Origin of the sequence: Lelliottia wanjuensis (genome assembly GCF_030238365.1) — a bacterium.
In the GTDB taxonomy this organism is placed as follows: Bacteria; Pseudomonadota; Gammaproteobacteria; order Enterobacterales; family Enterobacteriaceae; genus Enterobacter; species Enterobacter wanjuensis.
In genome coordinates, this window is the sequence record NZ_JASSOT010000050.1 from 39,368 (window position 1) to 64,661 (window position 25,294).

The 25,294-nt window shown below is 56.3% G+C and carries 26 protein-coding genes; 14 read left to right on the top strand and 12 right to left on the bottom strand.

What is annotated here, in order from left to right:
* The first annotated feature begins 66 nt into the window (after positions 1–66).
* From flgA to QQF33_RS05645, 5 genes are all read left to right on the top strand, one after another.
* Complete coding sequence (gene flgA / locus QQF33_RS05625; protein ID WP_285157519.1) at positions 67–852, top strand: flagellar basal body P-ring formation chaperone FlgA; 786 nt, start codon at positions 67–69, stop codon at positions 850–852.
* A 128-nt stretch (positions 853–980) separates the two neighbouring features.
* Positions 981–1,253, top strand: coding sequence for a flagellar biosynthesis anti-sigma factor FlgM (flgM, locus tag QQF33_RS05630; RefSeq protein WP_285157520.1), 273 nt, complete (start codon positions 981–983; stop codon positions 1,251–1,253).
* 2 nt (positions 1,254–1,255) lie between these two features.
* The gene (locus QQF33_RS05635) at positions 1,256–1,693 is read left to right on the top strand and encodes a flagella synthesis protein FlgN (protein ID WP_285157521.1); all 438 of its coding nucleotides are present in this window, start codon (positions 1,256–1,258) and stop codon (positions 1,691–1,693) included.
* Positions 1,694–1,734: 41 nt separating this feature from the next.
* A complete protein-coding gene (locus tag QQF33_RS05640) occupies positions 1,735–4,011 on the top strand; it encodes a glycosyltransferase (protein ID WP_285157522.1) in 2,277 nt (758 codons plus the stop codon).
* A gap of 16 nt (positions 4,012–4,027) precedes the next feature.
* Positions 4,028–4,672, top strand: a complete 645-nt coding sequence (locus tag QQF33_RS05645; RefSeq protein WP_285157523.1) for a methyltransferase domain-containing protein — start codon at positions 4,028–4,030, stop codon at positions 4,670–4,672.
* A 250-nt stretch (positions 4,673–4,922) separates the two neighbouring features.
* Here QQF33_RS05645 and QQF33_RS05650 read toward each other — a convergent pair whose 3' ends face one another.
* From QQF33_RS05650 to QQF33_RS05700, 11 genes are read right to left on the bottom strand one after another with little or no spacing between them, the layout of a single operon-like run.
* The gene (locus tag QQF33_RS05650) at positions 4,923–5,282 is read right to left on the bottom strand and encodes a helix-turn-helix domain-containing protein (RefSeq protein ID WP_285155505.1); all 360 of its coding nucleotides are present in this window, start codon (positions 5,280–5,282) and stop codon (positions 4,923–4,925) included.
* A 3-nt stretch (positions 5,283–5,285) separates the two neighbouring features.
* On the bottom strand, positions 5,286–5,588 hold the full coding sequence (locus QQF33_RS05655) for a type II toxin-antitoxin system HigB family toxin (RefSeq protein WP_285155496.1): 303 nt from the start codon (positions 5,586–5,588) through the stop codon (positions 5,286–5,288).
* A 43-nt stretch (positions 5,589–5,631) separates the two neighbouring features.
* Positions 5,632–6,570: a hypothetical protein gene (locus QQF33_RS05660; RefSeq protein WP_285157524.1), complete on the bottom strand. Its 939-nt coding sequence runs from the start codon at positions 6,568–6,570 to the stop codon at positions 5,632–5,634.
* A 34-nt stretch (positions 6,571–6,604) separates the two neighbouring features.
* The gene (locus QQF33_RS05665) at positions 6,605–7,984 is read right to left on the bottom strand and encodes a glycosyltransferase family 2 protein (RefSeq protein WP_285157525.1); all 1,380 of its coding nucleotides are present in this window, start codon (positions 7,982–7,984) and stop codon (positions 6,605–6,607) included.
* A gap of 1 nt (position 7,985) precedes the next feature.
* Positions 7,986–8,429: a flagellar export protein FliJ gene (gene fliJ, locus QQF33_RS05670; RefSeq protein ID WP_282494796.1), complete on the bottom strand. Its 444-nt coding sequence runs from the start codon at positions 8,427–8,429 to the stop codon at positions 7,986–7,988.
* A gap of 6 nt (positions 8,430–8,435) precedes the next feature.
* Positions 8,436–9,755 carry a flagellar protein export ATPase FliI gene (fliI, locus tag QQF33_RS05675; RefSeq protein ID WP_285157526.1) on the bottom strand — a complete coding sequence of 440 codons (1,320 nt, stop codon included), beginning with the start codon at positions 9,753–9,755 and terminating at the stop codon, positions 8,436–8,438.
* On the bottom strand, positions 9,748–10,494 hold the full coding sequence (gene fliH / locus QQF33_RS05680; RefSeq protein ID WP_285157527.1) for a flagellar assembly protein FliH: 747 nt from the start codon (positions 10,492–10,494) through the stop codon (positions 9,748–9,750). Before fliH ends, fliI begins: the two co-directional genes overlap by 8 nt.
* A gap of 2 nt (positions 10,495–10,496) precedes the next feature.
* Positions 10,497–11,531, bottom strand: coding sequence for a flagellar motor switch protein FliG (locus QQF33_RS05685; protein WP_282494799.1), 1,035 nt, complete (start codon positions 11,529–11,531; stop codon positions 10,497–10,499).
* Positions 11,500–13,176, bottom strand: a complete 1,677-nt coding sequence (gene fliF / locus QQF33_RS05690; RefSeq protein WP_285157528.1) for a flagellar basal-body MS-ring/collar protein FliF — start codon at positions 13,174–13,176, stop codon at positions 11,500–11,502. Before fliF ends, QQF33_RS05685 begins: the two co-directional genes overlap by 32 nt.
* Positions 13,177–13,186: 10 nt before the next feature.
* Complete coding sequence (gene fliE / locus QQF33_RS05695; RefSeq protein ID WP_285145921.1) at positions 13,187–13,558, bottom strand: flagellar hook-basal body complex protein FliE; 372 nt, start codon at positions 13,556–13,558, stop codon at positions 13,187–13,189.
* Positions 13,559–13,578: 20 nt separating this feature from the next.
* Positions 13,579–14,610: a sigma-54 interaction domain-containing protein gene (locus QQF33_RS05700; RefSeq protein WP_282494802.1), complete on the bottom strand. Its 1,032-nt coding sequence runs from the start codon at positions 14,608–14,610 to the stop codon at positions 13,579–13,581.
* Between the two features lie 485 nt (positions 14,611–15,095).
* Here QQF33_RS05700 and QQF33_RS05705 point away from each other — a divergent pair, with 485 nt between their 5' ends.
* Genes QQF33_RS05705 through QQF33_RS05735 form a run of 7 tightly spaced genes read left to right on the top strand, consistent with a single transcriptional unit; the run spans position 15,096 to position 21,390 of the window.
* A complete protein-coding gene (locus QQF33_RS05705) occupies positions 15,096–15,977 on the top strand; it encodes a FliM/FliN family flagellar motor C-terminal domain-containing protein (RefSeq protein ID WP_285157529.1) in 882 nt (293 codons plus the stop codon).
* Positions 15,970–16,371, top strand: a complete 402-nt coding sequence (locus tag QQF33_RS05710) for a FliM/FliN family flagellar motor switch protein (RefSeq protein WP_282494804.1) — start codon at positions 15,970–15,972, stop codon at positions 16,369–16,371. Before QQF33_RS05705 ends, QQF33_RS05710 begins: the two co-directional genes overlap by 8 nt.
* The gene (gene fliP / locus QQF33_RS05715; protein ID WP_282494805.1) at positions 16,368–17,120 is read left to right on the top strand and encodes a flagellar type III secretion system pore protein FliP; all 753 of its coding nucleotides are present in this window, start codon (positions 16,368–16,370) and stop codon (positions 17,118–17,120) included. Before QQF33_RS05710 ends, fliP begins: the two co-directional genes overlap by 4 nt.
* Before the next feature lie 2 nt (positions 17,121–17,122).
* Positions 17,123–17,395 (top strand): flagellar biosynthesis protein FliQ, encoded by a 273-nt coding sequence (fliQ, locus tag QQF33_RS05720; protein ID WP_282494806.1) that lies wholly within the window; start codon positions 17,123–17,125, stop codon positions 17,393–17,395.
* Positions 17,396–17,400: 5 nt separating this feature from the next.
* On the top strand, positions 17,401–18,174 hold the full coding sequence (fliR, locus tag QQF33_RS05725; protein WP_282494807.1) for a flagellar biosynthetic protein FliR: 774 nt from the start codon (positions 17,401–17,403) through the stop codon (positions 18,172–18,174).
* Complete coding sequence (gene flhB, locus QQF33_RS05730) at positions 18,171–19,307, top strand: flagellar biosynthesis protein FlhB (protein WP_390888462.1); 1,137 nt, start codon at positions 18,171–18,173, stop codon at positions 19,305–19,307. The genes fliR and flhB overlap by 4 nt, the downstream gene beginning before the upstream one ends.
* Positions 19,294–21,390 (top strand): flagellar biosynthesis protein FlhA, encoded by a 2,097-nt coding sequence (locus QQF33_RS05735; protein ID WP_282494809.1) that lies wholly within the window; start codon positions 19,294–19,296, stop codon positions 21,388–21,390. Before flhB ends, QQF33_RS05735 begins: the two co-directional genes overlap by 14 nt.
* Before the next feature lie 655 nt (positions 21,391–22,045).
* Here the strand turns inward: QQF33_RS05735 and QQF33_RS05740 are convergent.
* Positions 22,046–22,978, bottom strand: coding sequence for a lysozyme inhibitor LprI family protein (locus QQF33_RS05740; protein WP_285150594.1), 933 nt, complete (start codon positions 22,976–22,978; stop codon positions 22,046–22,048).
* A gap of 229 nt (positions 22,979–23,207) precedes the next feature.
* Here QQF33_RS05740 and QQF33_RS05745 point away from each other — a divergent pair, with 229 nt between their 5' ends.
* The gene (locus QQF33_RS05745; RefSeq protein ID WP_282494811.1) at positions 23,208–23,459 is read left to right on the top strand and encodes a hypothetical protein; all 252 of its coding nucleotides are present in this window, start codon (positions 23,208–23,210) and stop codon (positions 23,457–23,459) included.
* A 497-nt stretch (positions 23,460–23,956) separates the two neighbouring features.
* Complete coding sequence (locus QQF33_RS05750) at positions 23,957–25,243, top strand: sensor domain-containing diguanylate cyclase (protein ID WP_285150595.1); 1,287 nt, start codon at positions 23,957–23,959, stop codon at positions 25,241–25,243.
* Positions 25,244–25,294 lie beyond the last annotated feature (51 nt).

Consider the following 25,294-nt stretch of genomic DNA (forward strand, 5'->3'; position numbering starts at 1 on the left):
GGACAGTGCCGATAGTCCGTGTTGCTGCAATCTTTAAAGCAACTATCGTGCCAGGTTTATAACATCATGATTCATAGCGTTTTATCACCATCTGTACCGCGTAACGGGAAGAGCTTTTTCCGCCTCACCCTGGCCGCAGCATTACTGTGCTTTGCCGCGACTTCCGCCGCCGCGCCCCCGACGCCTGCCAGCGCCCGTAAGCAGGTGCATACCCGCGTCCAGCAGGCGGCTTCCGACGCCATTCGCCAGGAAGCGCAGCGCAATCGCTGGGAGGATTACCAGGCGAAGCTCAATCTGTTTATTCCTTCTGAGATCTCGCAATACGCCCCGTGTGGCGCGCCGCTGACGGTCAGCATGCCCTCGGGCGAGCGCCTCGATCTGCGCAGGCTGCGTTTTGACGTGCGCTGTGACAGCGCGAACGGCTGGGAAGTGGCGGTGACGGTCAAACCGGATATCTATCTTTCCGTGCTGATGGCAAAAAACACCCTTGAGCGCGGGCATGTGCTCGGTCCCTCCGATATCACCCTGAAGAAGTTCAATATCAGCAACTTGCGCAGCGGCTACATCACCCATCCCGACGACGTGGTGGGCCTGACGCTCAAGCGCCGCGTGCGTGAACTTCAGCCGTTGAGCATGAGTCAGCTGGATTCGCCGGTGATGGTCGAGCGCGGTCAGCGGGTGCTGATGATTGCCGATCAGGACGGCGTCGAGGCCCGCACCATGGGGATCGCCACCAAAAAAGGGCGTAAAGGCGAGATGATCAAAGTGAAAAATGAGAGCAGCGAGCGGGAAGTGACCGCCATCGTCAGCGACATGGGCGTGGTCCGAACAAACCTCAGCGCGAAAAATTAAAAAACTTTACGCCGGGTTTAAGTTTCGCCCTCAGCGCGTCGCTTTACAGGGGTAAGGAGATCGGAAAGGTTTTTTCCGCCCGCCAGATAGCTGACGCAACCTGCACAAACAAGAAGATGGAGTAAGCGATGAAAGTGACATCCCCACAGTACGCCATGACGAGCGCGATCAATCAGTCCAGTGCGACAGCACAGACTCGCACCGCAGGTGCTGAGGAGATGAAAGTCGCACGCACCACCGCCATTGACCCGGTTCTGGGTGATGCGCAGACGCAGCTGGCTACCATGCCAGAAGTCGAAATGGCGCGCGTCGCCAGCATGAAAGAGGCTATCGCCAGCGGGAAAATCAGCGTCGATCTCGATGCCCTGACCAGCGCGATAGAGCAATACTATCAGAGGTAAACATGAGTAACGCCGCACAGAGCGTCAAAACGCTGATCCAGGGGATGGTTGACGACAGTAACCGTTACGGCCAGCTGAAATCCCTGCTGAAGGATCAGCGTCAGCTGCTGATCGCGCGCAACGCGCAGGAACTGGAGTCGTTGAACGCCAGCATTTTCACGGTGTATGAGCAGCTTCTGGAAAACAGCCGACAGCGCTATCAGCTCCTGACCCAGCTCGGGATCCCCGCCGGTGCGCACGGCCTGCGTACGCTCTTCACCCGCCTGCCCGCCGCCAATCAGTCACAGCTCAACACGCTCTGGGATTCGCTGGAGCAGATCGCCGCCGAATGCAAAACCCTGAACGACAGCAACGGCATGGTGCTGGCGATGCAGCAGGACGTTCTGCAAAACCTGTTTAACGTGGGCGAGCCGGAGAACTGGCTTTATCGGCAGGTGTGAAACATCCCCGCTGAACTCTCTTTTCCCCGAAGGACCGCAGTATGACCACTCAAAAACACCTGTCGGCTGAACTGTCTCAGGAAGATTTGCTGGCCGCCATTCAGGCGACAGCCGCGACCCATTCACCCGTCACGCTGGAAGGGGCAGACCCGGATAAATTCGCGGAAATCAGCGGATATCTGAGTCGCTGCGGCTATCAGTGCATCGGGCAAACCGATCAACCCCTTTCACATCAGTTTGTTCCGCTTGAGGCTGGAAAACAGCGGATTGTGGTGACGGCCACCAACGATAATTTCCATTTCCTGCGTCCCGTCATGGAGCTGATGCGAGAGCAAGGACATCACGTTCAGGAACTTAGCGGAACATCCCTCACCCAGCAATCCCTGCTCAATGCCCTTCGCCACTGCGACGTCGCCTGGTTTGAATGGGGTGACGGCGCGATTATCGCAGCCAGTCAGTTGCCGAAATATTGCCGCATGGTCTGCCGCATTCATCGTTATGAGCTTTACGGCGAGGCATTTTTACAGGCCAACTGGGACAATATTGACGAAGTGGTTCTGGTCAGCCAGGCGATGAAAAAGCGCTTTGTATCCCTGATAGGAAAAAAATTACCCGCCCATCTGAAGGTGACGGTTCTGGCCAATTTAACCGAACACGCGCCTGTCACGCAGAGTGCCATTCGTCGTAATCCGTTTCACATCGCCTGCGTGGCCCGCTTTGCGCCGCAAAAAAATCTGATTATGCTGCTGCCAATCTTGCAGGCACTGGTCAAACAGAATTCGCGCTACAAGCTGTTTATTGCCGGACGCGTAGAAGATCAATGCCTCTTCGACAGTTTCACTCAGTTGGTCGCCATCTATGGTTTATCCCGCAACGTGGTCATCTGCGGAACCATTGCCGCCGAGGAAATGGCGAGCTGGTACGCGGACAAATCCTTTTTGCTCTCGACCAGCTATAACGAGTCTCAGGGCATGGGTGTTTTTGAGGCGATGCTTGCCGGGTTAAAACCCGTTGCCTTCCATGCTCCCGGAGGGTTGAGCGAATATCTGCCCAAACGTTATTTGTTCACCTCACTTGAGGACGCCGTGGCTCGGGTGCTTGAAGGCAACACTTCCCCTGAACTCTATATACAGGAAGCCCAAACCCTTCTGCGCCAGCAGGAGTTGCCGGAAGGCTATCAGGCGCTCTGGCAGCCCGTCAGCAGCAGCACACCGCTTTTTTCGATTGTCATCCCCTGCTATAACCGTGAGCGCTTTTTACTCCCGGCGGTCTCTTCTGCGCTGAATCAGCGAGATTCACATTTTGAGGTGGTGGTGGTTGACGATGGGTCGACAGACGGGAGTCTTGCGACCATCGAATCCCTGAACGATCGGCGCTTACGCATCGTTCGCAAAGCACACACCAACGCCCCGGATACCCGAAACCGCTGCATCGAAGAGGCGAAGGGTGAATATCTGGTCTGGCTGGATAGTGATGACCTCCTCCATGCCAATGCGTTAACTCACTACCGCACCTTGCTTCAGCGCAACCCGCAGACCGATGTGATCTCCTGCGCTATGGAAACCTTAGCGGGTGAAAAGCGGTTCTTTTCCCTGTTCAACTATGCGCCAGCCAACTGGTTACCTCAGATCGCCCACGGCAACTTTATTGCCAACCCCGGCTGCTGCGTTCGTCGTTCGCTCTATGCCAAAGTCGGGAGCTATGACCCGACATACCTGCGCGCTCACGACTACGAATTCTGGTCCCGCGCCGTCGGTGTGGCTCGCATTGCCTTTACCGCACAGTGCAATATCGCCTATCGCCTGCACGACGATAATCTGACCGGAATGGGTAAACCGATGGATGCGACCTATGAGTATCGTATCTTTGAGGCCATCCTTAAACGCTACCGGTCAGCGGCGCTGTTTCCAGACAAAAGCCGCCAGGAGATCGACGCGTTTGTGCAGACGCGCCGCGATGCGTTAGTGGCCGCCTGCGATCTCGACAACATCATCATCGTGCTGGATGCCACAACGGTCTCCATTGATACCTTAATCGAGCAAATTCAGCACCTGGGCGCTCAACAGGATAAGCAATTCCATCTGCTAGTGGTGTCCGACAAAGCGCTGCCCTTTGCCAGCCTGCCCGTGCTGATTGCCGATTCGCCCGAGCCTGCCATTCTGCGCCAGTACGCGAGTGATACCTTCCCGCAGCGCTATTGCCGACTCTTTACGGCCGATCCCGGCATGCCAATACATCCGTTGACGATCGCCGATCTCAAGCACGCACTTTTGCACGACAGCCCCATCGCCATGGGTTTGCATCGTTTACCTCTTTGAAGCATCAGGATTAGATATGTCTCAGCCAAACAATACGTTAGCGTTTCAACACTCAGCCCAGTACTGGGACGACCGTTATCGCCTTGCAGGGAATTCCGGCGCAGGCTCCTACGGTTGCCTGGCGGATTTTAAAGCTGGGGTATTGAATCGGTTTGTTGAAAAGGAAAACATTACGTCAGTCATGGAGTTCGGCTGCGGCGATGGAAACCAGCTCTCTCTGGCGCGCTACCCGCGCTATACCGGTTTTGATGTTTCTGAACATGCTCTCGCACGTTGCCAGAGCCGGTTCGCCAGCGATCAGACGAAAGATTTCCATCCAGTCAGCGCCTGGACCGGTCAGACGGCTGAACTCGCACTGTCGCTGGATGTGATTTATCACTTAATTGAAGATGACGTTTTCACGCGCTATATGACCACGCTTTTCAGCTCCGCAGAGCGCTTTGTCATTATTTATGCGTCGAATAACGAGGAGCTGAATGCCTTGCTGGGCGGGCATGTCAAACACGTCCGCCATCGCAAGTTCACCGACTGGATTGTTAAAAACATGACCGCAGAGTGGGTGCTGGAGGACTGGGTGCCGAATCAGTATCCGTTTGATGTTCGCAATCAGGAGAATACTTCTTTTGCGGATTTTTATATTTTTCGGCGTGTTGGAGGGTAGTCGTGAAGACTCCAGCCCATCATCTTGCGAACGACACCAAAGGGCGATAACGCGCCGGTATATCGTCAGCGAAATGTTCAGAAGACTAATCCCCGCACCTGTTATTACAGGTGCGGGAAAAGAATACGATCATATCTTTGTTTTTAAAATGGTGGTTACTGGAAGGAGTATCTGGTTTTCGAATGTTATTGCATGGAGGCTGATACCTTAGTGGGTGGTTCGCGCTAAAAACCGCCCAAAGGCGGTAAGATCATGCACTAATCAGGCTCTCAAGAGGGATCCCAAATTGCGCATGAAGCCGACGGATCATCGGTAAAGTCAGTGTTCGCGTGCCATTCAAAATTTCGTAAACACGATTAGATTTACCAATGGCGGGCTCGAGATCTTTTACGCTCAGCCCTAGTTGGTCCATACGGAATTTGATGGCTTCTATCGCTGAAGGCGGCTCAATCGGATAATGTTTTTTTTCGTATTCTTCGATAAGCAAACACATCACTTCAAAGTAGTCGCCTTCTGGCGTATCCATCGCCGGCTCATTCTCGAACATAGGTTCGACCGCCCGGAGGGCGGCCTCATAATCTTGTTCAGTTCTGATGGGTTTAATGTTCATCATTCACTCCAGTTCAACTGTATCCGCATCTATGGCGTCGTATTCCTTGTGAGTTCCGATAAATTTGACGAAAATCCATCCACGCTGATACGCAATTGCCACTATAAGTCGGTAATTATTTCCCTTAATGTTGAAAACCACTCGCCTGTCCTTAAGAATGCTGGCGCTGCGGTATTGTTCTTTGATCTCTGCCGGGGTTTTCCAGTCAGCTTTTGTTGCCTCGTCTACCCAGGCCCTTAGCGGTTGTTCAGCGCCAGGGTTCTCCGCCCAGAAGTCCCTTAATATCTTGACTGAGATGATTTTCATGGAACAATTCTAGTCCCATAATGGGACTAGAACAAGTCCGAAATCAAATCAACGACAACCCACACAGCAACGTGTAATCCGCAGAATTCGCCCCTTTCCACACATTCCCGCGCTGCCAGCTGAACCAGGCGCTGAACAGGGCCACCACGTCGTCGTGGGTCAACTGGGTGTTGTCTTCCAGCCACATGGCGCACAGCATTTTCAGCTGGAACATCATCCGAGTGAGGGACATCAGCACATCGCCGTAGTTGTCGGCGTTCGGGCCGGGCAGGCACTCGCCGTAGAGTTTATAGATCAGGGCGTTGCGCAGGATATGCGGCTGATCTGTCAGGAGCGTGTTGCGCGCGGTCACCGCTTCCAGTTCGCGTAAGCGATCCTGCAGGCGCGCGGGCTGCATCACCGCCAGTTCGCTGAGCTTCAGCATCATGCTCATCTTCTGCATCGCGGGCAGGTTCAGGGTCAGGCGCATCGCGCCCATCTGCTCCAGGGCCTCCACGCGGTTGACCTCAATCGGCGGCAGGAGCTGCAGCTGTTCGTCCAGAATTCCGCGCTCGGCCAGATCCGCGAGCTGCTCACCCATCTCCAGCAGAAGCTGCGGGTCGCATTGATCGTTATCGAGATAACGCTGGGCTTTACTCAGCAGCACGCCGGTCGCGTACAGGCTGCTTTCGAGGGTCAGCGCCGGGTGAACCGCCAGGTTGATACACTGCTGATTCAGGGTTTCGTCCCAAGCGCTCAGCCCCAGATCGCTGTCCGGGCGGGTGGTGGAGGTATGCAGGACAAAGGCTTGCGGGTTGAGCAGGATTTCACGGGCCGCGGTTTCGCAGCCGGCGTCGAGGCTGTCGCGTTGCTGATTTTTCAGTTTTAGCTGCGTGGCGGGCCAGTCGTCCGCGCGGTTCTGGCAGGCAGGACAGTCGCACGGTCGCACGCGCTCGGCGAAGCGAATGACGTACTCGGGTTGGTAGTGCTCAATCAATTCCATAAGGTACTCCGGCCGCGGGCGTCGCGGCCCTTTTTCATTGAAAGTTTTTGCGAAAAAACCAGTGGGTGCAATCGACACTCTTTCCGCTTTCGCGGTCGGATATCTCGGGTAAAAAAGCAAAGCTAGGCTGCAGGCCAAGCCAGCAGTGGGCCTGCATTGGCGCAGGCCAGCAGGCATCAAGGCTGTACTGTTGCGCGATGGCCTCCCGGTAGTGGGCCAGCAGCTCGGGAATGTATTTGCCGTTCACGGCATAGGCGCAAGCGCAGTCGGCGCGGGTAATGCGGGCCACGCCGGGCAAGGCGTTCAGGGGGGAAATGCGCTGGTAGCGCGCGCCCAGCAGTAGCCCCTGCCAGTCGATATGTTCGAGGCGGGAAAGCAGCTGGTTGACCGTTTTGATCGACATCTCTTTGCGCACGTATTTCACCGACGCATCCAGCAGCAGCACGCTGCGCCAGCCTTCGCGCATCGCGGTGTCCAGTACCTCACAGTGCGTCTCCAGTTCGCTTTGCATACCGCGAGCAAAAGGCACAAGCTGCCGGTCGTTCAGACCGAGCGCGGCCAGCGCCTGGCGCTGGTTTTCCAGTTGCTCGGGCTGGTCGTACATCACCGCCACCTTATCGAGCGCCGACCACTGCACGGAAGTGCTCAGCGGCGCGTGGCTCAGGCGGCGATAGTGGCTGAGCAGATTGCGGTCCGCGACGAAATCGTCCAGCGTCAGATCCGTCGGCTGGCTGGAGCCGAGCACAAAATCTTTGTCGTAGGTATTGCTGCTGTGCGAGATGCACAGAATCGCCTGCTTGGGGTCAATCTGAAACACCGGCGACGTGAAGTTGTTCAGGAACGCCTGCTCTTCCGCCAGCACCGCCGTGTCTTCGTAGCGGTGGTTTTTCAGGAAGTTGCGGTGATAGGCAAAGGTCCCGTTCAGGGCGTGGTGCGCGCCAAACGCGTGGGTGCGATAGATTTTGTCGAGATGGCTGTACCAGATGTAAATGGTGTCGCTGCCGGAGAAGAGCGCGTTGTTGCGCTGCATCTCGCCCACCTGGGCGCTGATTTTATTCGGCGGATAGTAATCGTCATCGTCGAAGCAGACGATGTACTCCCCTTTCGCCAGCGCGTTGAGCATGTTGCGTTTTTTGCCGAGATCGAGGCGCTCCGGGCTGTGAATGTAGCGCACGTTATCCACGCGGGCGTCGACCATCATCGCGATCAGATCTTCGTTGCTCTCCGCCGAGTCGTCGAGGATCACCAGCTCGCGTTTATCGGCCGGATAGTCCTGATACTGAAAGAGATAGAGCAGATAGGGCAAAAACGCCCGGCGATCCCAGGTCGGGCAGATCACGCTCACGAAAGGGTGCTCTGTGTTTTTTTTCTGCTGCTGGCGTTTGAGCAGCGTCTGCATCAAATTCGTAGCCATCTTATCGCTGTCGCTGTGCCTGCTGTTGTCTTAACCAGCACTGCGCGGAAACCGCGTCAGTGACCTTTTGCTCGCGGCGCTCCTGCGCCTGACGCAGATCCTGACGACGCCCGTCGAGCACCAGTTCGAGGCTCTTCTCCCGGCGCGATTCCGCCAGCAGATTGCCCTGCAACTTCTGCGCCTCGACGGTCGCGAGCGCCTGCTCCTGTCGCTGCCAGTCGATCACGCGCTGGATATTGCGCTTGTAGAACGACTGGTTGTTGAGCATGGTCGCGTTGCCCTGGATCTCCGGCGCGCTGTGGTTAACGAGGTTCGACAGGGCGTGGATGTTCTTCTCCAGACGCTGGCATAGCTGCTGCTGGGTGGCGAGTTTGCTGCTCAGGTCTTTCACCGCGCGGTGGCGCAGCAGATGGAGTTGTTCGAGGGTGTGAATCAGTTTGCTCATCGTCGATTATCCTGCTTTCGCCAGTACGTTGAGATCGGAGATGGTTTTGTCGAGCAGGGCCGCATCCTGCACTTCCTGCTGTAAAAAGCGGGTGATTGCCGGAGCGAGATTGACCGCTTTATCGGCCATCGGATCGGCACCGGCGACGTAGCCGCCGAGCGGGATCAGCGGCTTGATGCTTTGGTATTCGGCGTACAGCTGTTTGAGGGTCCGCGCCGAAAGCTGGTGCTCGCGCTCTGTTACCTGGCTCATACAGCGGCTGATAGACTGCCCGATGTCGATGGCCGGATAGTGACCCGCTTCCGCCAGATGGCGCGACAGGACGATGTGCCCGTCGAGCACCGCACGGGCGCAGTCGACGATCGGATCCTGCTGGTCATCGCCTTCGGCCAGCACCGTATAAATCGCGGTCATCGAGCCGTGGCTTTCGCTGTTGCCCGCACTTTCCACCAGCCGTGGGATCATGCCAAACGCCGACGGCGGATAGCCTTTGGTGGCAGGCGGTTCGCCGAGTGAGAGGGCGATTTCACGCTGGGCCATGGCGTAGCGGGTCAGGGAATCCACCAGCAGCAGGACGTCTTTGCCCTTGTCGCGGTAGTAGCTGGCGATGGTGTGGCACAGCTCCGTGGCCTTGATGCGCATCAGCGGCGATTCGTCCGCAGGTGCGGCGACAATCACCGATTTACGCCGTCCCTCTTCGCCGAGAGAGTGCTCGATAAACTCTTTCACTTCGCGACCGCGCTCGCCGATCAGCCCCACCACCACCACTTCGGCCTGGGTGTAACGGGTGATCATCCCGAGCAGCACGCTTTTGCCGACGCCACTCCCCGCCATCAGCCCCACGCGCTGGCCTTTGCCGATGGTCAGCAGGCCGTTGATCGCCCGCACGCCGACGTCGAGCGGCGCAGCCACCGGCTGGCGGCGCAGGGGGTGAACCTGCGGGAGTTGCTGCGGGAGCACCGTGTCGCCAGAGAGTTTGCCTTTATCGTCGATCGGTTCCCCGAGGCCGTTGACCACGCGTCCGAGCCACTGATCGCCAATCAACACGCCCTGCTGTTTGTCCATAGGATAGACGCGCGCGCCCGCCATCAGGCCGGACGGCTGTTTGAAGGGCATTAAAAAGGTCACGTCGCGATCGAAACCCACCACCTGGGCTTCGATAAACTCGCCATCCGCGCTTTCAACCTGGCACAGCTGGCCGACGGCGAGACGACACCCGACGCACTCCAGCAAAATCCCCGCCACGCGCACCAGACGCCCGGCCACGCGGGCGAGGTGGATGTTGTCGATGGAGCGCAGGACCTGCGCGAAATCGGTATCACTCATCGCGGGATCCCGGCAGGAGCGTCTCTTTCAGCACGTCCATGCACTGGTCCAGACGGTGCTGGCACCCGACGTCCATCTCGGTGGTGTTGGTCACCACGCGGCATTCACCGGGGGCGAGGTCGGGGTCCGCCATCAGCCCCCACTGGGTCACTTTTTCCGGCTCGGCTTCGCTGATGCGGCGATGTTCTTCGCTATTGAGCATGACGTTGATCTGCTCGGGTTGCTGGGGCAACGCGCTAAGCGCTTCCTCCACCAGGGTCAAAATCTGCGTCGGATGCAGGGTCAGTTCACAGCGGATCACCTGGCGAGTCACTTTCTCCACCAGCTGCAATAGCTCTTCGCGACGGCGCTGTTCGTAGCCCGCCATAAAGGTTTCCATCGACTGAATGATCTCATCCAGAGGATGCGCCGCGTCGAGAAACTGCTGACGCGCCTGGGTTTTGCCTTCGGATCGCCCTTTGCGCACACCCTCGTCAAAACCGAGGCGCAGCCCTTCCTGATAGCCCTCTTCTTTGCCCTCTTCCAGACCCTGGGCAAAACCGCGGTTCAGGCCGTCCTGAAACCCCTGCTGGAGCTGTTCCTGAATCGCCGCGCCGTCTATCGCCGCGGGACTATCCTCCGCCACGCTGTGCGTCGGGCGGCGTTTGCGCAGCGGCGGGAATTTGTGCAGACGCGGTTTGATCACCGCCTGACGGGTCGGGGTCAGCGCGCTGAGCGGCAAGCTGTGCTTTTTAAACATGGTTACTCCATGGTCTGTTCGGCAAACAGCTGCACCTGAATTTCACCCTCTTCCGCCAGCTGGCGGACGGTGGCCATGATCTCTTTACGCACATGGTCGACGCGGCTGACCGGAACCGGCCCCAGACGCGTGGTGGTGGATTGCAGCAGCGTCACCTGACGCTTCGGCATGACGTTGAAAATAGTCTGGCGCAGGACCGGCTCGGTGCCTTTCAGGGCCACCGCCCACTCTTCGATGGCGATCTCTTCCATCAGGCGCTGCAGCGTGGCTGGCGTCTGGCGGCTGAGGATGAAGAACTCGTACATCTCCTCTTCCAGCTCATCGACTACGCCCGCATCACGCTCGCGCAGCTGATCCAGCAGCTGCTGCTGGTTGGACGGAATACGGTTCACGATGTTGGCCGCGTGCTTGATGCCGACCACTTTCGAGCCGTGCTCGGACAGCACCGCCACGCCGCGCTCGATCAGGCGGTCCAGCTCGTCAATCACGTCGCGGTTGACGTCGTCGAGGCGCGCGATGCGCCAGACGATTTCATCCTGGCGCTCCTGCGACAGCGCGCTGAGCACGCTGGCCGCGACGTCCGGCGGCAGGAAGGCGAGGAACACCGCCTGGAGCTGCAGGTGCTCCTGCTCGATCAGCGCCGCCAGCTGCGGGACATCGACCCACTGCAGGCGCGCCATGCGGTGGCGGATCTCGTCCCCGTAGATGCCGTTGATCACGCTGCTGGCGATTTCGCCGCCCAGCGCTTTCTCCAGAATGCTGCGCAGATAGCTACGCGACGCGCCGTTGATCCCGCTCTGCTCGCGGTAATCGTCAAAGAAGTTGTTCATCGCATAGCGCGCGTGGTCGACCTTCACGCCGTGCAGACGGGCCATCGTATCGCTGAGCAGGATCACCTCATCGCGGTTCATCTTCTGCATCAGCTTCGCGGCGGCCTCTTCGCCCACGCTGAGCAACAGAATGGCGGCCTGTTCGAGGCGGCTGCGTCCACTTTTGACGCTGCTTTTACTGCTCTTGTTTATTAGCTGTTCGCTCATTGCTGTTGATCCATTGTTTCAGTACTTCAGCCATACGTTCGGTTTCGTTTTCCGCCAGCATCTGCAGGTATTCCACCTTGGTTTCAAGGCCAGAACTGAGTGGCGGCAATTCGCTATCCTGATTAAACGCAGGTCCTGGTAAGCCGGTCAGGCCGTTTTCGGTGGTGACCAGATCATTTTCCGGTGCGTCGTCGTGCGCTTTCGCTTCGATGGCTTCAGCCTCAAGCGGTTCGCGGCGACCCAGGCGCTGCGCCAGCGGACGCACGCCGAACAGCAGGGTGAGCAGGGCCAGAAGACCGATGCCGCCCGTTTGTCCCCAGTACTGAATGGACGGGTCTTGCCACCATTTCAGCACCGGCAGGCCGTCGACCGTCATATCGACAAAGGTCAGGCGGTCCAGCGTCAGGGAGTCACCGCGATCTTTTTCAATACCGGCGGCGTCTTCCACCAGGCGCGTCAGGGTGGCGAGCTGCTCTGGCGTCATGGAGGCCAGCGACGGTGCCGCCTGATTCAGGGCCACCGCCACGCGCAACTTCTCGAGCTTGTAGCCCGGATGACGGATGTGGCGGATATCGCGATCGAAGGCGAACTTGCGCTGCTCCTGGGTGCGGTTGGTCAGCGAGCGCGGATCGCTGGTCTGGGTCTGGGTGGTTTGCTGTTGCGCGGCGGCAGGTGCTGCACCGGCGGCGGGAGCGGTCACAGGGCGGTTGCTCAGTGAACCTGGAATGCCCATCGCCAGCTCGTTGGTGGTGTTTTCGCGGGAGATGTTCTCGTCGCTCACCAGCGGCTCTTTCCCGAGGCGCTCCTGCGTCTCTTCCACGCTGCTCATGTCCACGGACGGCGTGACGCTGATGCGGTAGTTTTCGCTGCCAAACAGCGGCGTCAGCAGCCCGGCGATGTTGCTGGTGGTTTCGTGTTTGATTCGCTCAATCACATCGCGCCCCTGGCGGATGCTGGCCATATTGGTGGTGCCCTGCAGGCCGTTTTCCGACAGCAGATTCCCCGCCTGATCGACCACGCGCACGCTGTTGGCCTGCAGGCCGGGCACGCTTCCGGCGACCAGCTGGACGATGGCGGCAACCTGCTGCTCATCCAGATGTTTGCCGTAGCGCAGTTGCAGCATCACCGAGGCGCTGCTCTGCGGTTTATTGGTCATCACGAACGAGCTGGATTCGCTCAGGCCGAGATGCACGCGGGCGCTTTCGACCGGGTCCAGGGCCATAATGCTGCGCGCCAGTTCACCTTCGAGGCTGCGCTTGTAGCGGACGTTCTGGATAAACTGGCTGCTGCCGAGCATCTCCTCTTTGTCCATCAGCTCGTAGCCGTCCGGCGTCACCGCCGTAATGCCTTTCGCCGCCAGCGCCATGCGCGCGCGCGGGAGTTTGTTCTCCGGGATCAAAATCTGCCCGTTGTCGGGGTTGATGCGATAGGCAATCGCCTCGGCGCCCAGCACTTCCACTACCTGCGCCACAGGAATATTTTCCTGGCTGCCGTACAGGGCAACATAGCCCTGATTGCTGCGCCACAGGGAGAAGACGATCGCCCCCACCAGCAGCACACCGCCTGCGGTGATGAGCCACTGGGGTTTCAGCCGCCCGGCAGGGAACGGGATAGAGGAGAGTTTTTCTTTTAACTTATTCAGCACGGAGGAGACCTTAGAGCGGAGTATTCATCACTTCGTCGAGCGCAGTGGTGAGTTTGTTGCGAACCTGCATCATGGCGGAGAAGGCGACGCTCGCCTTCTGCGATTCAATCATCGCACCAGCCAGATCGTCGCTCTGTCCCATTTCAATCGCTTTTTGCTTCGCCCCAGCGGAGTGCTGCACCGCATCGACGTTATCAATGGCGTTGTTGAGCACCTGTGAGAAGGAGAGATTACCTGCGCCCGCCACTTCCGGGAACGATGCGCCGGGGGCGATCATCTGCCCCTGATTCACGCCAGACGCGGCCATCGCGGCGGTGTTGTGCATTTTGCTAAGCATTGCCTGTTGGCTTGCCTGGAGTCCGATAGCGGAAATTTTGTCCATGGGTGATGTCTCTTCTGCCGTTACGAGTAGCAACCGGCATCAATGCCTTCTTCGCGCATCGACGCCAGGCGATAGCGCAGCGCGCGCGGGGTGATTCCCAAAAAAGCCGCCGTTTTGGATTTGTTGCCGTTGTGGCGTTTCAGCAGTTCGAGGATGTACTGGAACTCCGCCATCCGGCCATGAAGCTTGACGTTGCTCATCGCGCTGGCCGCGCTCTGCTGCTCGCGGTAGGCGGGCATCACGTCGAGGTCGGGCATGTCGACCGTGGGGATCATCACCGGCAGGCCGAAATCGACCGCGGTGATCTCTTCGCCGTTGCTCAGAATCATGCCGCGCTGAATGACGTTCTCCAGCTCGCGCACGTTGCCCGGCCACTCGTAGGCCAGCAGCGCGTGGCGCGCTTCGTCGCTGAGGCGAATATTGCCTTTGTGGAAAGCTTTATATTTAGCAATAAAACGCAGGGCCAGAGGAATAATGTCCTGACGACGTTCGCGCAGCGGGGTGATATGAATCGGCACCACCGAAATACGGTAAAACAGATCCTGACGAAAACGCCCTTCGGCAATTTCCTGCTGCAAATCTTTATTGGTGGAGGCGACCAGACGAATATCCAGCGGAATACGTTTATGGCTGCCCAGACGCTCAACTTCTTGCTCCTGCAAGACGCGTAATAATTTCGCCTGCAGGGCCAAGGGCATATCGCCGATTTCATCGAGCAATAAGGTTCCGCCGTTGGCCTGTTCGAATTTCCCGGCCACGCCGGTGACCGCGCCGGTAAAGGCACCTTTTTCGTAGCCGAATAAAATCGCTTCGAGCATGCTTTCCGGAATCGCCGCACAGTTCACACCAACATAAGGCGCATCTGCACCTAATGCATTCTCATGAATATAGCGGGAGATACACTCTTTACCTGTTCCGGTCTCGCCAGTAATAAGTACCGATACATTATATTTAGCCACGCGACGCGCTAATGAAAATACATTGACGCTTTCTGGCGCGCTGGCAACAAATCCATTTTCATTACGGGCTTCATGTTCAATAACAATACTCATAACAACTCACCAACAATTTAATCAATTCATTAACCTGAAACTGCTGCACAGATATTCCGCCACGCGGCGTGGATATTTATAAATGCATAAGTTCGATATGGGTTACGAAAGTCACTGGATACATGAGAGCATCTGAATTTATGACTGAAGCGCATTATAACGGCGGGGGGTGAGAAGTCTTGTTTTTAATGGGTATTAAAATATTAATCCATACATATCATGAAGTTACAAAAGTTATTAATCTTAATCTGCGCCTGCTAAATAAGGAATTAATAACCCCGACAATCTTGTGCCGATCGCCTAAAAAGAGTCTAATTCTTGTCCCTAATAAAACAGTGCACGTCTGGATTTATCGCTGGCGGGTTTTTCCTCCTGATAACGTATAGCGACACGGTTTTAATAAACTTAAATTTTTTTAGATACGATTTGCGTTTTTGTTTAATTGATAAACCTGAACGCGCATCACTCTTTTATGCGGAAGAACTATGCAAGCAGCTCCTCAGCGAATCAGAATCTACCAACGTCAGGCGATTCCCGACATGGTGAAGCTCGATGTGAGCAAGCTTGGTCGCCCCTGGCATAAATTACCTAAGTTGATGAATGACAGCTTCGATATCTTTGATTCGCGACTGAGCATCTATTTTCTTAAAAAACTGCGGGTGAATGTCGCGCTGGAGTCGATGATTTTTGCTATCGACCAGACGCATAAAAATACGCAGCTCTTTTCCACGCCGTTGGGTTCAATTGCCTTTAGCATTGAGCGCTCGTTATTACTGCACATTCTTCACGACTATTATGGTCTGGGAAAAGAGAGCGGCAATATTCTGCCGGACACCAGCCAGCCGGTGACGAAAACAGAAGATCGCCTGAAAACCAAAATTGGGCTCGATCTCACGCGCCTGCTGATTGATAAAGAGACTTTCGGTCAGGACCTGGAAATAAAGAGCGACAACACCACCATTATTAATCAATGGGCGTGGTGTGTGACCTTTAGTCTCGAAGGTTATGAACACGGGAGCTTTACCCTGTTATTTGATAACCAGCATGTCGATCACATGCTGATGACCATGCGCGACCCGTCAACGGACAGCGCCGCAGGCAAGAAAGCCACCCCGGACCGTTCGCAGATCGAGCGCCTGTTTTACAGCCTGCCGCTCAAACTCAGCGGCAAGGTCGCCAGCCTGAATTTGACCGTCGCCCAGCTCGCCAAAATTAAGCCGGGCGACATTATCCCTATGAGCATCAACGATCCCGTTCCTGTGTATATCGGGAAAGAGCAGATTTTTGACGCCAACATTGCCGAAGACCACAGCAAGTTATTCCTGTGTGGATTTAACGACAGAACCATCGAGAAGCCTTATGAGTGATCTGCAACAAGAATTGAGCCAGTCCCTGGATTTCAGCGATCTCAACCTCGGCGACATGCCGCGCGAAGAGACCGTTGAGGGCAATATCCGCCTCGATATTCAGGAAGAGCCCGCGAGCGTGAACGACATCGACGACCTGCGCAAAATGGCGCTCTTTAGCCGCATTCCCGTCACCCTGACGCTGGAAGTGGCGTCGGTGGAGATTTCGCTGGCCGAGCTGATGACCGTCAACCACGATTCGGTGATTGAGCTGGACAAAATGGCCGGGGAAGCGCTGGACATCAAAGTGAACGGCATTCTGTTTGGCAAAGCCGAAGCGGTGGTGTTGAACGACAAATACGGCCTGCGCATTCTGGAATTCAACAGCAAAGAACTGGGTGAACTGACGCGATGAAACCGCTGCTTCGCGCCGTAGCACCCGCGCTGCTGATTGCCGGGCTGCTCTTCTCGCCGCAGCTGTTTGCGGCCAACGGCGATATCACCCTCTTTAGTTCGGCCACCACCGACGGCGGCCAGGATTACAACGTCAAAATTGAAATCCTGATCATGATGACCCTCCTGGGTCTGCTGCCGGTGATGCTCCTGATGATGACCTGCTTTACGCGCTTTATCATCGTGCTGGCGATCCTGCGCCAGGCGCTCGGGTTGCAGCAAAGCCCGCCAAATAAAATCCTCACCGGCATCGCGCTGGCCCTGACGCTGCTGGTGATGCGCCCGGTCTGGACCACGATTTACGACGAGGCCATCGTGCCGTTTCAGAATGACGAAATCACCATGAAACAGGCGCTCGGTAAAGCGGAAACGCCACTCAAGCACTACATGCTGGCGCAGACCAGCAATAAAGCGATGGCGCAGATGATGGACATCGCCAAAGTCACGGGCGATCCGCGCGAGCAGGATCTGACGGTGGTGACTCCCGCGTACCTGTTAAGCGAGCTGAAAACCGCCTTCCAGATTGGCTTTATGATCTACATCCCGTTCCTGGTCATCGACCTGATTGTCGCCAGTATTCTGATGGCGATGGGGATGATGATGCTCTCGCCGCTGATTGTCTCTCTGCCGTTTAAGCTGATGCTGTTTGTGCTCTGCGACGGCTGGACGCTGATCGTCGGGACGCTCACCTCCAGCGTGCAAGGGATATAGCCATGGTGACGATGGATATTGCCGGTGACATCATGGCGAGCGGCATCAAACTGGTGCTGATTATCTCGGCGGTGGCCATTATTCCGAGCCTGATCGTCGGCCTGTGCGTCAGTATTTTCCAGGCGACCACGCAAATTAACGAACAGACCCTGAGCTTTCTGCCGCGTCTGCTGGTGACGCTGGCGGTGTTGATCGTGGGCGGCAAATGGATGCTGACCCAGCTGGTCGATTTTACCGTCAATATCTTTCACCAGGCGGCGGCGCTGGTAGGCTGACGGCCATGGGCATTGATATTCATACCCTGATTAACCCGCTGATGGCGCTGGTTCTGCCGTTTGTGCGCATCCTGGCGTTTATCCACTTCTGTCCGGTGCTGGACAACCGCGCCTTTAGCAAACGCATCAAAGCCGCCCTCGCGCTGGCGCTGTCGGTGATCATCACCCCGATGCTACCGGAAAAAGTGCTGCTCACCGGGCTGTTGTCGGTGCGCACCATTTTGCTCATCGGCGAGCAGATGCTGTGGGGCATGCTGTTTGGCATGGCGATGCATCTGGTGTTTGTCGCCCTGCAGACCGCCGGACATATTCTGTCGATGAATATGGGCCTCGGGATGGCGATGATGAACGACCCGGTCAACGGCAGTTCGACCACCGTGATTTCGCAGATTATTTACACCTTCTGCGGCCTGCTGTTTTTCATCATGGACGGGCATCTGCTGGTGGTGACGATCCTGTTTAAAGGTTTTGTCTGGTGGCCCATCGGCCAGGCGATTAATAAGCCAACATTATTATTAATCGTCCAGAGTCTGGGCTGGATCATGTCCGCAGCGACCTTAATCGCCATTCCCACCACCTTCGTGATGCTGATTGTGCAGGGCGGGTTTGGCCTGCTGAACCGTATTTCACCCACCCTGAACCTGTTCTCGCTGGGCTTTCCTATCAGCATGCTGTTTGGCCTGCTCTGTATTTCGATGATGATGACCAATATTCCCGACCACTATCTCAACCTGACCAATGAAATTCTGGCCAGGCTCGAAGCCGTAAGGAGCCACTGATGGCCCAGGGCGGAGATAAGAGCGAAAAACCCACCCCCCAGAAACTGCGCAAAGCGCGGGAAAAGGGCGATCTGCCGCGCTCGAAAGACCTGACCATGGCGGTGGGGCTGCTGACCTCGTTTATTACCCTGAGCAGCTTTTTTCCCTATTACCAGCAGCTGATTAGCGAGTCCTTTACCTCAGTCGGCATGATGGCCGGGCGGCTGGACGACAGCGGCGCGCTGAGCCAGTTTCTGATGCTCAACGTCTCGGTGATCCTGCGGTTTATCGCCACCCTCGCGCCGATTCCGCTGGCCTGTATTGTGGCGAGTCTGATCCCCGGCGGCTGGATTTTCACGATGTCGAAGCTGAAGCCGGACTTTAAAAAAATCAGCCCCATCAGCGGCATCAAGCGCATGTTCGCCGCCAGCCATTTCGTTGAAGTCGGCAAGATGATGCTCAAGTGCGGGGTGATTCTGGCGGTGCTCTACTCGATGGTGCACAGCTCGCTGAACCCGCTGCTGCATCTGCAGAAGCTCAACCTCAACCAGGCGATCCACGCCGGTTTCGGCATTTTTCACCATGTGCTGATCTACTTTATTTCAGTGATTGTGATTTTTGCCCTGCTCGACGTGCCGCTGACCAAATTCATGTTCACCAAAAAGATGCGCATGACCAAGCAAGAGGTGAAGGAAGAGTACAAGAATAACGACGGTAACCCGCAGATCAAAGGGCGCATCCGCCAGCTCCTGCGCCAGATGGCGATGGGCCAGATTAACCGCACCGTGCCAGAAGCGGACGTGATCATCACCAACCCAACCCACTTCGCGGTGGCGCTGAAATACGACCCGAACAAAGCCGAAGCGCCTTACATCGTGGCGAAAGGCGTTGACGATATCGCGCTCTACATCCGCGAAGTGGCGAGCCAGCATCAGATTGAAGTGGTGGAATTTCCGCCGCTGGCGCGCGCGGTGTACCACTCCACGCGCGTGAACCAGCAGATCCCGGCCCAGCTTTTTCGCGCCATTGCGCACGTGCTGACCTACGTCATGCAACTCAAATCCTGGCGCACCGGCCAGCTTGAGGCCAAACCGAGCCTGAACAGGCAGATCAACATTCCAAAAGAGGTATTAAAAACCCATGGCGAACAGTAAGTCGCAGCAGATGCTTGCCATTCTCCGTCAGGGCCGCATCGGCGTGCCGATATTGCTGCTCAGCGTGCTGGCGATGGTGATGCTGCCGTTGTCCCCGCTGATGCTGGATATTTTGTTCACCTTCAACATCGTGCTGGCCGTGACGGTCCTGCTGGTGGCGGTGAACATGCAGCGCCCGCTCGATTTTGCGGTGTTCCCGACGCTCCTGCTGATCACCACCCTGATGCGACTGACCCTGAACGTCGCCTCCACGCGCGTGGTGTTGCTCCACGGCCACGAGGGGGAAGGCGCCGCCGGTAAGGTCATCGAAGCGTTTGGACAAGTGGTGATCGGCGGCGATTTCGTCGTCGGTTTCGTGGTCTTCATCATCCTGATGATCATCAACTTTGTGGTGGTCACCAAAGGGGCCGAGCGTATTTCCGAAGTTTCGGCGCGCTTTACCCTCGACGCCCTGCCCGGCAAACAGATGGCGATCGACGCCGACCTGAATGCGGGGCTGATTAACCAGAAACAGGCGCGCGACCGGCGTAAAGAGGTGTCGAAAGAGGCCGACTTCTACGGCGCGATGGACGGGGCCTCGAAGTTTGTCCGCGGTGACGCCATCGCCGGGATTATGGTGCTGGTGATTAACGTCATCGGCGGGATCTGTATCGGTATCTTCAAATACGATCTCGATGCCAGCCACGCCTTCCAGCAGTACGTCCTGCTGACCATCGGTGACGGCCTGGCGGCGCAGATCCCTTCCCTGCTGCTGGCGACCGCCGCGGCGATTATCGTGACGCGCGTCAGCGACGGCGATGACGTCAGCGACGAGATCAAAACTCAGCTGCTCGCCAAACCGCATGTGCTCTACACCGCCGCATTCGTCATGTTTATTCTGGCGATTGTTCCGGGCATGCCGCACATCGCGTTTCTGTGCTTCACCGGGTTGCTGCTGTTTGCCGCCTGGCGGCAGAGCAAAGTGGTTAAACCCGCCGAGGAAGAGACCGATTACGAGGCGATCACCGACGCGCTGGGCCAGGACGCCGCGCCCGCGATTAACTGGGAAAGTATTCCGCTGGTCGAGCCGATTGGCCTGAATCTGGGGTACAAGCTGGTGACGCTGATTGATTCCGCCAAGGGCAGCCCGCTGTCGCAGCGTATTCGCGGGGTGCGCCAGGTGGTGTCCGAGCAGTGCGGCGTGCTGCTCCCGGAGATTCGCATCCGCGAAAACTTCCGCCTGAAGCCCGCGCAATACGCGATTTATATCAACGGCATCCGCACGGCGCTGGCGGAAGTGTATGCCGAAAAACTGATGGCGATCCCGGGGTCTGAGCTGTACGGCGAGATCGACGGCGTGCTGGATACGGATCCGGCCTACGGGATGGCGATCGTCTGGATCGATCCGGAGCAGAAAGCCAAAGCGCTGAACCTGGGTTATCAGGTGGTGGACTGCGCCAGCGTGGTGGCGACGCACGTCAACAAAGTGGCGCGCGAGCATTTGCCGGAGCTGTTTAACTACGACGACATCACTCATCTGCACTCCCGCCTGGCACAACAGGCGCCGAAGCTGGCCGAGGATCTGTCGAACGCCCTCAACTTTAGCCTGCTGCTGCGAATTTACCGCCAGCTGCTGCTGGAGCAGGTGTCGCTGAAAGATATCGTGACCATCGCTTCGACGCTGCTGGAGAGTTCGGCGGTGACCAAAGATCCGATCCTGCTGACCTCCGATGTGCGTTATGCCCTGCGTCGCGCGATTATTCACAACATCAATGGCGACCGGCAGAAGCTGTCGGCCTACACGATTGATAACGCGCTGGAGAATATGCTGCTGGGAGCGCTGAATCAGTCGCAGCAGGGCGGAAAAGTGGCGCTGGATAGCTTCCCGGTGGACCCGAACATTCTGACGCAACTGCAGAACACGATGCCGATCATTCAGGAGCAAATGAAAGCCAAAGGGATGCCGCCGCTGCTGCTGGTGACGCCGCAGCTGCGACCGTTGATTTCACGTTATGGGCGTTTGTTTGCCAGCAATTTGAATGTGTTGTCGTATAACGAGGTGCCGGATGATAGTGATTTGACGATTGTGGGGACGTTGTCGTGAGATCCTGTTTGGCAATCATGCCGGTTAATCCTTTTATGAGCTTAGTGGAATTGTTCCGTTCACCTCATGTTCAGCAGAATATAATCACTTCATAACCTGTGAACGTGACAAGGGGGCTGCGCGGCCCCCTTGTCAATCCCCGCGCCCCGCCATGAAATCGGTGCTTCGCACTACGCTCACCTCCCGGCCATCTGCCTGCGGTCGGCTCGACTCGACATCCTGTCTCGTTTCGCCTCTGGCCGCCATCCATGGCGTCCAGCCCTTGTCATCTGGCCTCCGGTTCGCCGATTTCTGCGGGGACCCACACCGGTGCCACATTCAGACGGCTAAGAAGGTTGAGGGATCGTGAGTCCGGCTGAAAATCGCCGAAGCGTTTCCTGGAGGCCGGGTCGAGGCGCAGGGAAGCGCCGAGAGGGTGCGACCTGCATGGATGCAGGATCGCGCCCGACCCGATAGCCGTAAGGAATAAGCTGAGGGCACCGCGAAGCGGCGATTTTCTTTGCCGGGAGCCGGGGTTGCCAGGGTGGTGGCGATTGAGCCACCCTGGCACGTTCACCGCAGAGTGATAGACCGGAAGCAGAGGAACGAAAGTGAACGGAACGATTCCACCGTCCCCATAAAGGGCTTAGCCAATTGGGAGAACCAGCCGCTCACCTTACTCATCCAAAAACCGCAACTTCCACCCCGCCAGCGTGCGGGGCATTTTGCGCTGATCGCTGCCGTCGGTACTGTAATAACTAAACATCAGCCCACCCTCTTTGGCGGGTGAAATCCGCCCGGCCCAGATCTCCCCTTTCGGCGTGTACATCACGATGGCCGTGCGTTTGTTGGCGGAGCCCTGCACCCACATGGAGATCACGCGGGCACCGATGTTGTCGATATCATCCTGATAAATATAAACATTCGCGCTGTTCACGAAGTTCTGGTAATCGTCGCCCACCAGCGCACGGAATTTGTCGTCGAGGGCCGCATCCGGAAAAATGCCCAGCGTCAGCAGCGTCGCTTTTGGTCGTGGATCGCTTTCCGCCATTTGGTACGCGCCGTCGAGGAACACTCCGGCGGGCATCGACATGCGACAGCCCCAGTCCGAGTTGCTGTAGACCTGCAGTGAACCATCGTTTTTGGGGATCAGCAGCAGTTTGCAGTTGGTGGTGTCCACCACCCGCTCCACCACCAGCATCCCGTAAAGTTTGCGCGCCTCGGCGGTGAACTCATCTTTGTTCAGACCCGCCCATGCGCGGATATCGAGGGTCTCGCTCCACTGGGCGCTACGGCTAAACTGAATCACCCCGCCGCTCATATTGGGCGCCAGCATGTTCCACCATTTTCCTTCCCACTTGAAATCGCGATTGGTATCGGAAAGCGCGCTGATCCCCGCGTAGTACGCGCGTTCAATGCAGGTATCGGTGGTGCATTTTTCCAGCAGCTTTTCCCAGTCGCGATACTCTTTGTCGTTTCCTGCCACCCCTTCCTGATGAACCGCCTGCTGATAAACCACGGACAAGGTGCTGTCGAGCCAGTGCAGGTTGTCGTTATTACAGATGGTATTTTCCAGCGGCGTTACGGCTCGCTGGCAGTTCACTGCCATGGCGCTACCGCTCAGTAAGAAGGTGAGGCAAAACAGAAAACGGCAAACGCGAGGGATCATATTTGTTCAACTTTCATCCAATAATAGGGCTATTGTGGCGAATGGATCTGAGCTTTGCAATATAAACCCATTCACGATAACTATATGAATAGATAATGAAAATGAAGTGTTAAGTTCTGTTTGTTTTTTGTCGCATTAAAAGAGGGGATGTATAAATTATGGACGCTTAATGATGAAAATTGATAGTAGCAATCTCACCATGGCTACAGTTTCAGCCTACAGTTCACAAACAAACTCTTCGCGAAGCCCATTAGGTATCAAACGTTCTAGTGGAAATGCCTGCCCGCAAAGCGGCTACTGGCAAATTGATAATCCGGCGGTCACCAACGTGGTGAATGTGAAAAAGGGTGACACCATGCCCTGGCAGAATGGTTATCCGGTTAACTGGAAGCTGATTGAATATGATCTGAAGAACGAATAATCTCGCTATTATTATTTTGCACGGGAAATTTTATTTCCGCCTTTCAGGTAATATGATTTCCCATTACTCCCTATTTCTTCCTCCAAACCATAGTCCGAAATTATATTTCTACCTCATTATAGTGATTGCTTTTATCGATCGATAACAGACATTCGATCGACTTTGACAATTAAAAACGGTGCAGGTACGATCCTCTGAGTACCCTCGAATAATGTTAATTTATTGTTTATTACGATAAATTTTTGTGTGCGTCCCATGTCAGCTAATTTGGTCAAAACCCGGAGCCATCAGTGATCACGAGCTTGAATTTCCGAAAGCCGCTGAATATCTGTTTTTCAGCCCTGTCTATTACTCTGGTCATCGTTTGTTTCCTGATCACGCTGGCACAATGGGCTGATATTAAAGAATCCTGTAAAAGACAAAATCGGCTTTATATCAATAACGTCACGCTGTTTTTTAATAAATACCTCAGCGGCTATGAAGATATTGTGCGCGAAATGGCGCGTACCGCTGCGGATCAGCATAAATTCAGTACCTTAGAACATGACGATTTAGCGCTGAGGAACTGGCTGATCGAACGTCTGCGTATCATGCCGGATGCCGTTTCAATCATTCATGCCAGTAATGACGGTCACTACACTCGCCTGCCCTATATCGAGAGTAAAGAGACCTGGGATCCGCGCAAAGAGCCGTGGTTCAGCATCGCCGTTGAGGACACCGACACCGCCCATTACAGCGTGACCAACGATATTTTCACCCACAAAGAGCGCGTACTGACGATTTCACTCCCTGTCATCGACGGCGTCGACGGCTCGAACGACGGCGTACTGGCACTCAATCTCGACGCCGAAAAAAGCGAAGCGATCCTCAATGCCACTTACCCGCCGATGAAAAGCCGAACCTTTGTGATGACCAAAGAGGGCCAGATGGTCATAAGCCCCGGTTATAACATTGCGGACAGCACCCTTCAGGCCATCGCCCGCAACGCGAATGCTTTTCGCGGCGAATTCTTTCTGAACGGGTATTACTATTTTTATCGCACCATCGGGCCGCAGGCGTGGTTTGTCGTCCAGGAAGTTGCCGAAAGCGAGATGAAACAGCTGGTACGCCATGGCAGCATCAAGGTCCTCTATGGAATGGTGCTCACCCAGGTCATTCTTTTATTTTGCTGGTGGGTGCTGCGCGCGGCGTTGAATACCATCTACATGCGTATCACCAACGGCATCAGAAATGGCACGATCAAGCAGACCGCCGTTGAGGAACTGCTGTTCGAGGAGATCCACAGCGCTCAGCAGCGGCAGGAAAAGATCGCCCAGGATGCCCTGACGGACGGGCTGACGGGTCTGGCTAATCGCCGCGCGTTTGATAACGATGCAGAACGCTATAACGGCCTGGCCAATACCCATATCGCCATGATTGATGTCGATAATTTCAAGAAAATCAACGATACCTGGGGCCATACGGTCGGAGATGTGGTGCTGAAAACCCTCGCTGAGCTGGGGTTACGCTTGCGGGGCCTGGAAAATATCACGCTCTATCGCTACGGCGGCGAGGAGATCGCCGTGCTGTTCCGCGATGTTTCGGTGGAAAAGGCGCAAAGTTACCTCGAAAAGTGGCGAATTTCAGTGCACACGCGGAGTTTCCGTGAAGCCGATCTGCGGGTTTCGTTCAGCGCCGGGCTATGCAAAATGGGTGGGGCGTCGCTGTCTGACGTGGTCGCTCAGGCCGATCAGTTGCTGTATCAGGCGAAAAAAACAGGTAAAAACAAAATCCTCGCAGGCTAAGGCCAGACCGCTCCCATCTTGCCTCACCCGTTTAAGTCTGACGTCCTTTGT

Bases quoted from the DNA above. Each gene is read 5' to 3' on its own strand.
- QQF33_RS05705 (WP_285157529.1), top strand. From the start codon at position 15,096: ATGCAAGCAGCTCCTCAGCGAATCAGAATCTACCAACGTCAGGCGATT.
- QQF33_RS05655 (WP_285155496.1), bottom strand. From the start codon at position 5,588: ATGAAAATCATCTCAGTCAAGATATTAAGGGACTTCTGGGCGGAGAAC.
- fliE (WP_285145921.1), bottom strand. From the start codon at position 13,558: ATGGACAAAATTTCCGCTATCGGACTCCAGGCAAGCCAACAGGCAATG.
- QQF33_RS05645 (WP_285157523.1), top strand. From the start codon at position 4,028: ATGTCTCAGCCAAACAATACGTTAGCGTTTCAACACTCAGCCCAGTAC.
- fliI (WP_285157526.1), bottom strand. From the start codon at position 9,755: ATGAGTGATACCGATTTCGCGCAGGTCCTGCGCTCCATCGACAACATC.
- QQF33_RS05685 (WP_282494799.1), bottom strand. From the start codon at position 11,531: ATGAGCGAACAGCTAATAAACAAGAGCAGTAAAAGCAGCGTCAAAAGT.
- fliQ (WP_282494806.1), top strand. From the start codon at position 17,123: ATGGTGACGATGGATATTGCCGGTGACATCATGGCGAGCGGCATCAAA.
- QQF33_RS05660 (WP_285157524.1), bottom strand. From the start codon at position 6,570: ATGGAATTGATTGAGCACTACCAACCCGAGTACGTCATTCGCTTCGCC.
- fliP (WP_282494805.1), top strand. From the start codon at position 16,368: ATGAAACCGCTGCTTCGCGCCGTAGCACCCGCGCTGCTGATTGCCGGG.
- QQF33_RS05740 (WP_285150594.1), bottom strand. From the start codon at position 22,978: ATGGCAGTGAACTGCCAGCGAGCCGTAACGCCGCTGGAAAATACCATC.
- fliR (WP_282494807.1), top strand. From the start codon at position 17,401: ATGGGCATTGATATTCATACCCTGATTAACCCGCTGATGGCGCTGGTT.
- QQF33_RS05635 (WP_285157521.1), top strand. From the start codon at position 1,256: ATGAGTAACGCCGCACAGAGCGTCAAAACGCTGATCCAGGGGATGGTT.
- QQF33_RS05665 (WP_285157525.1), bottom strand. From the start codon at position 7,984: ATGGCTACGAATTTGATGCAGACGCTGCTCAAACGCCAGCAGCAGAAA.
- fliJ (WP_282494796.1), bottom strand. From the start codon at position 8,429: ATGAGCAAACTGATTCACACCCTCGAACAACTCCATCTGCTGCGCCAC.
- fliH (WP_285157527.1), bottom strand. From the start codon at position 10,494: ATGTTTAAAAAGCACAGCTTGCCGCTCAGCGCGCTGACCCCGACCCGT.
- QQF33_RS05745 (WP_282494811.1), top strand. From the start codon at position 23,208: ATGATGAAAATTGATAGTAGCAATCTCACCATGGCTACAGTTTCAGCC.
- QQF33_RS05710 (WP_282494804.1), top strand. From the start codon at position 15,970: ATGAGTGATCTGCAACAAGAATTGAGCCAGTCCCTGGATTTCAGCGAT.
- QQF33_RS05650 (WP_285155505.1), bottom strand. From the start codon at position 5,282: ATGAACATTAAACCCATCAGAACTGAACAAGATTATGAGGCCGCCCTC.
- flgA (WP_285157519.1), top strand. From the start codon at position 67: ATGATTCATAGCGTTTTATCACCATCTGTACCGCGTAACGGGAAGAGC.
- QQF33_RS05735 (WP_282494809.1), top strand. From the start codon at position 19,294: ATGGCGAACAGTAAGTCGCAGCAGATGCTTGCCATTCTCCGTCAGGGC.
- QQF33_RS05640 (WP_285157522.1), top strand. From the start codon at position 1,735: ATGACCACTCAAAAACACCTGTCGGCTGAACTGTCTCAGGAAGATTTG.
- flgM (WP_285157520.1), top strand. From the start codon at position 981: ATGAAAGTGACATCCCCACAGTACGCCATGACGAGCGCGATCAATCAG.
- QQF33_RS05700 (WP_282494802.1), bottom strand. From the start codon at position 14,610: ATGAGTATTGTTATTGAACATGAAGCCCGTAATGAAAATGGATTTGTT.
- QQF33_RS05750 (WP_285150595.1), top strand. From the start codon at position 23,957: ATGGCGCGTACCGCTGCGGATCAGCATAAATTCAGTACCTTAGAACAT.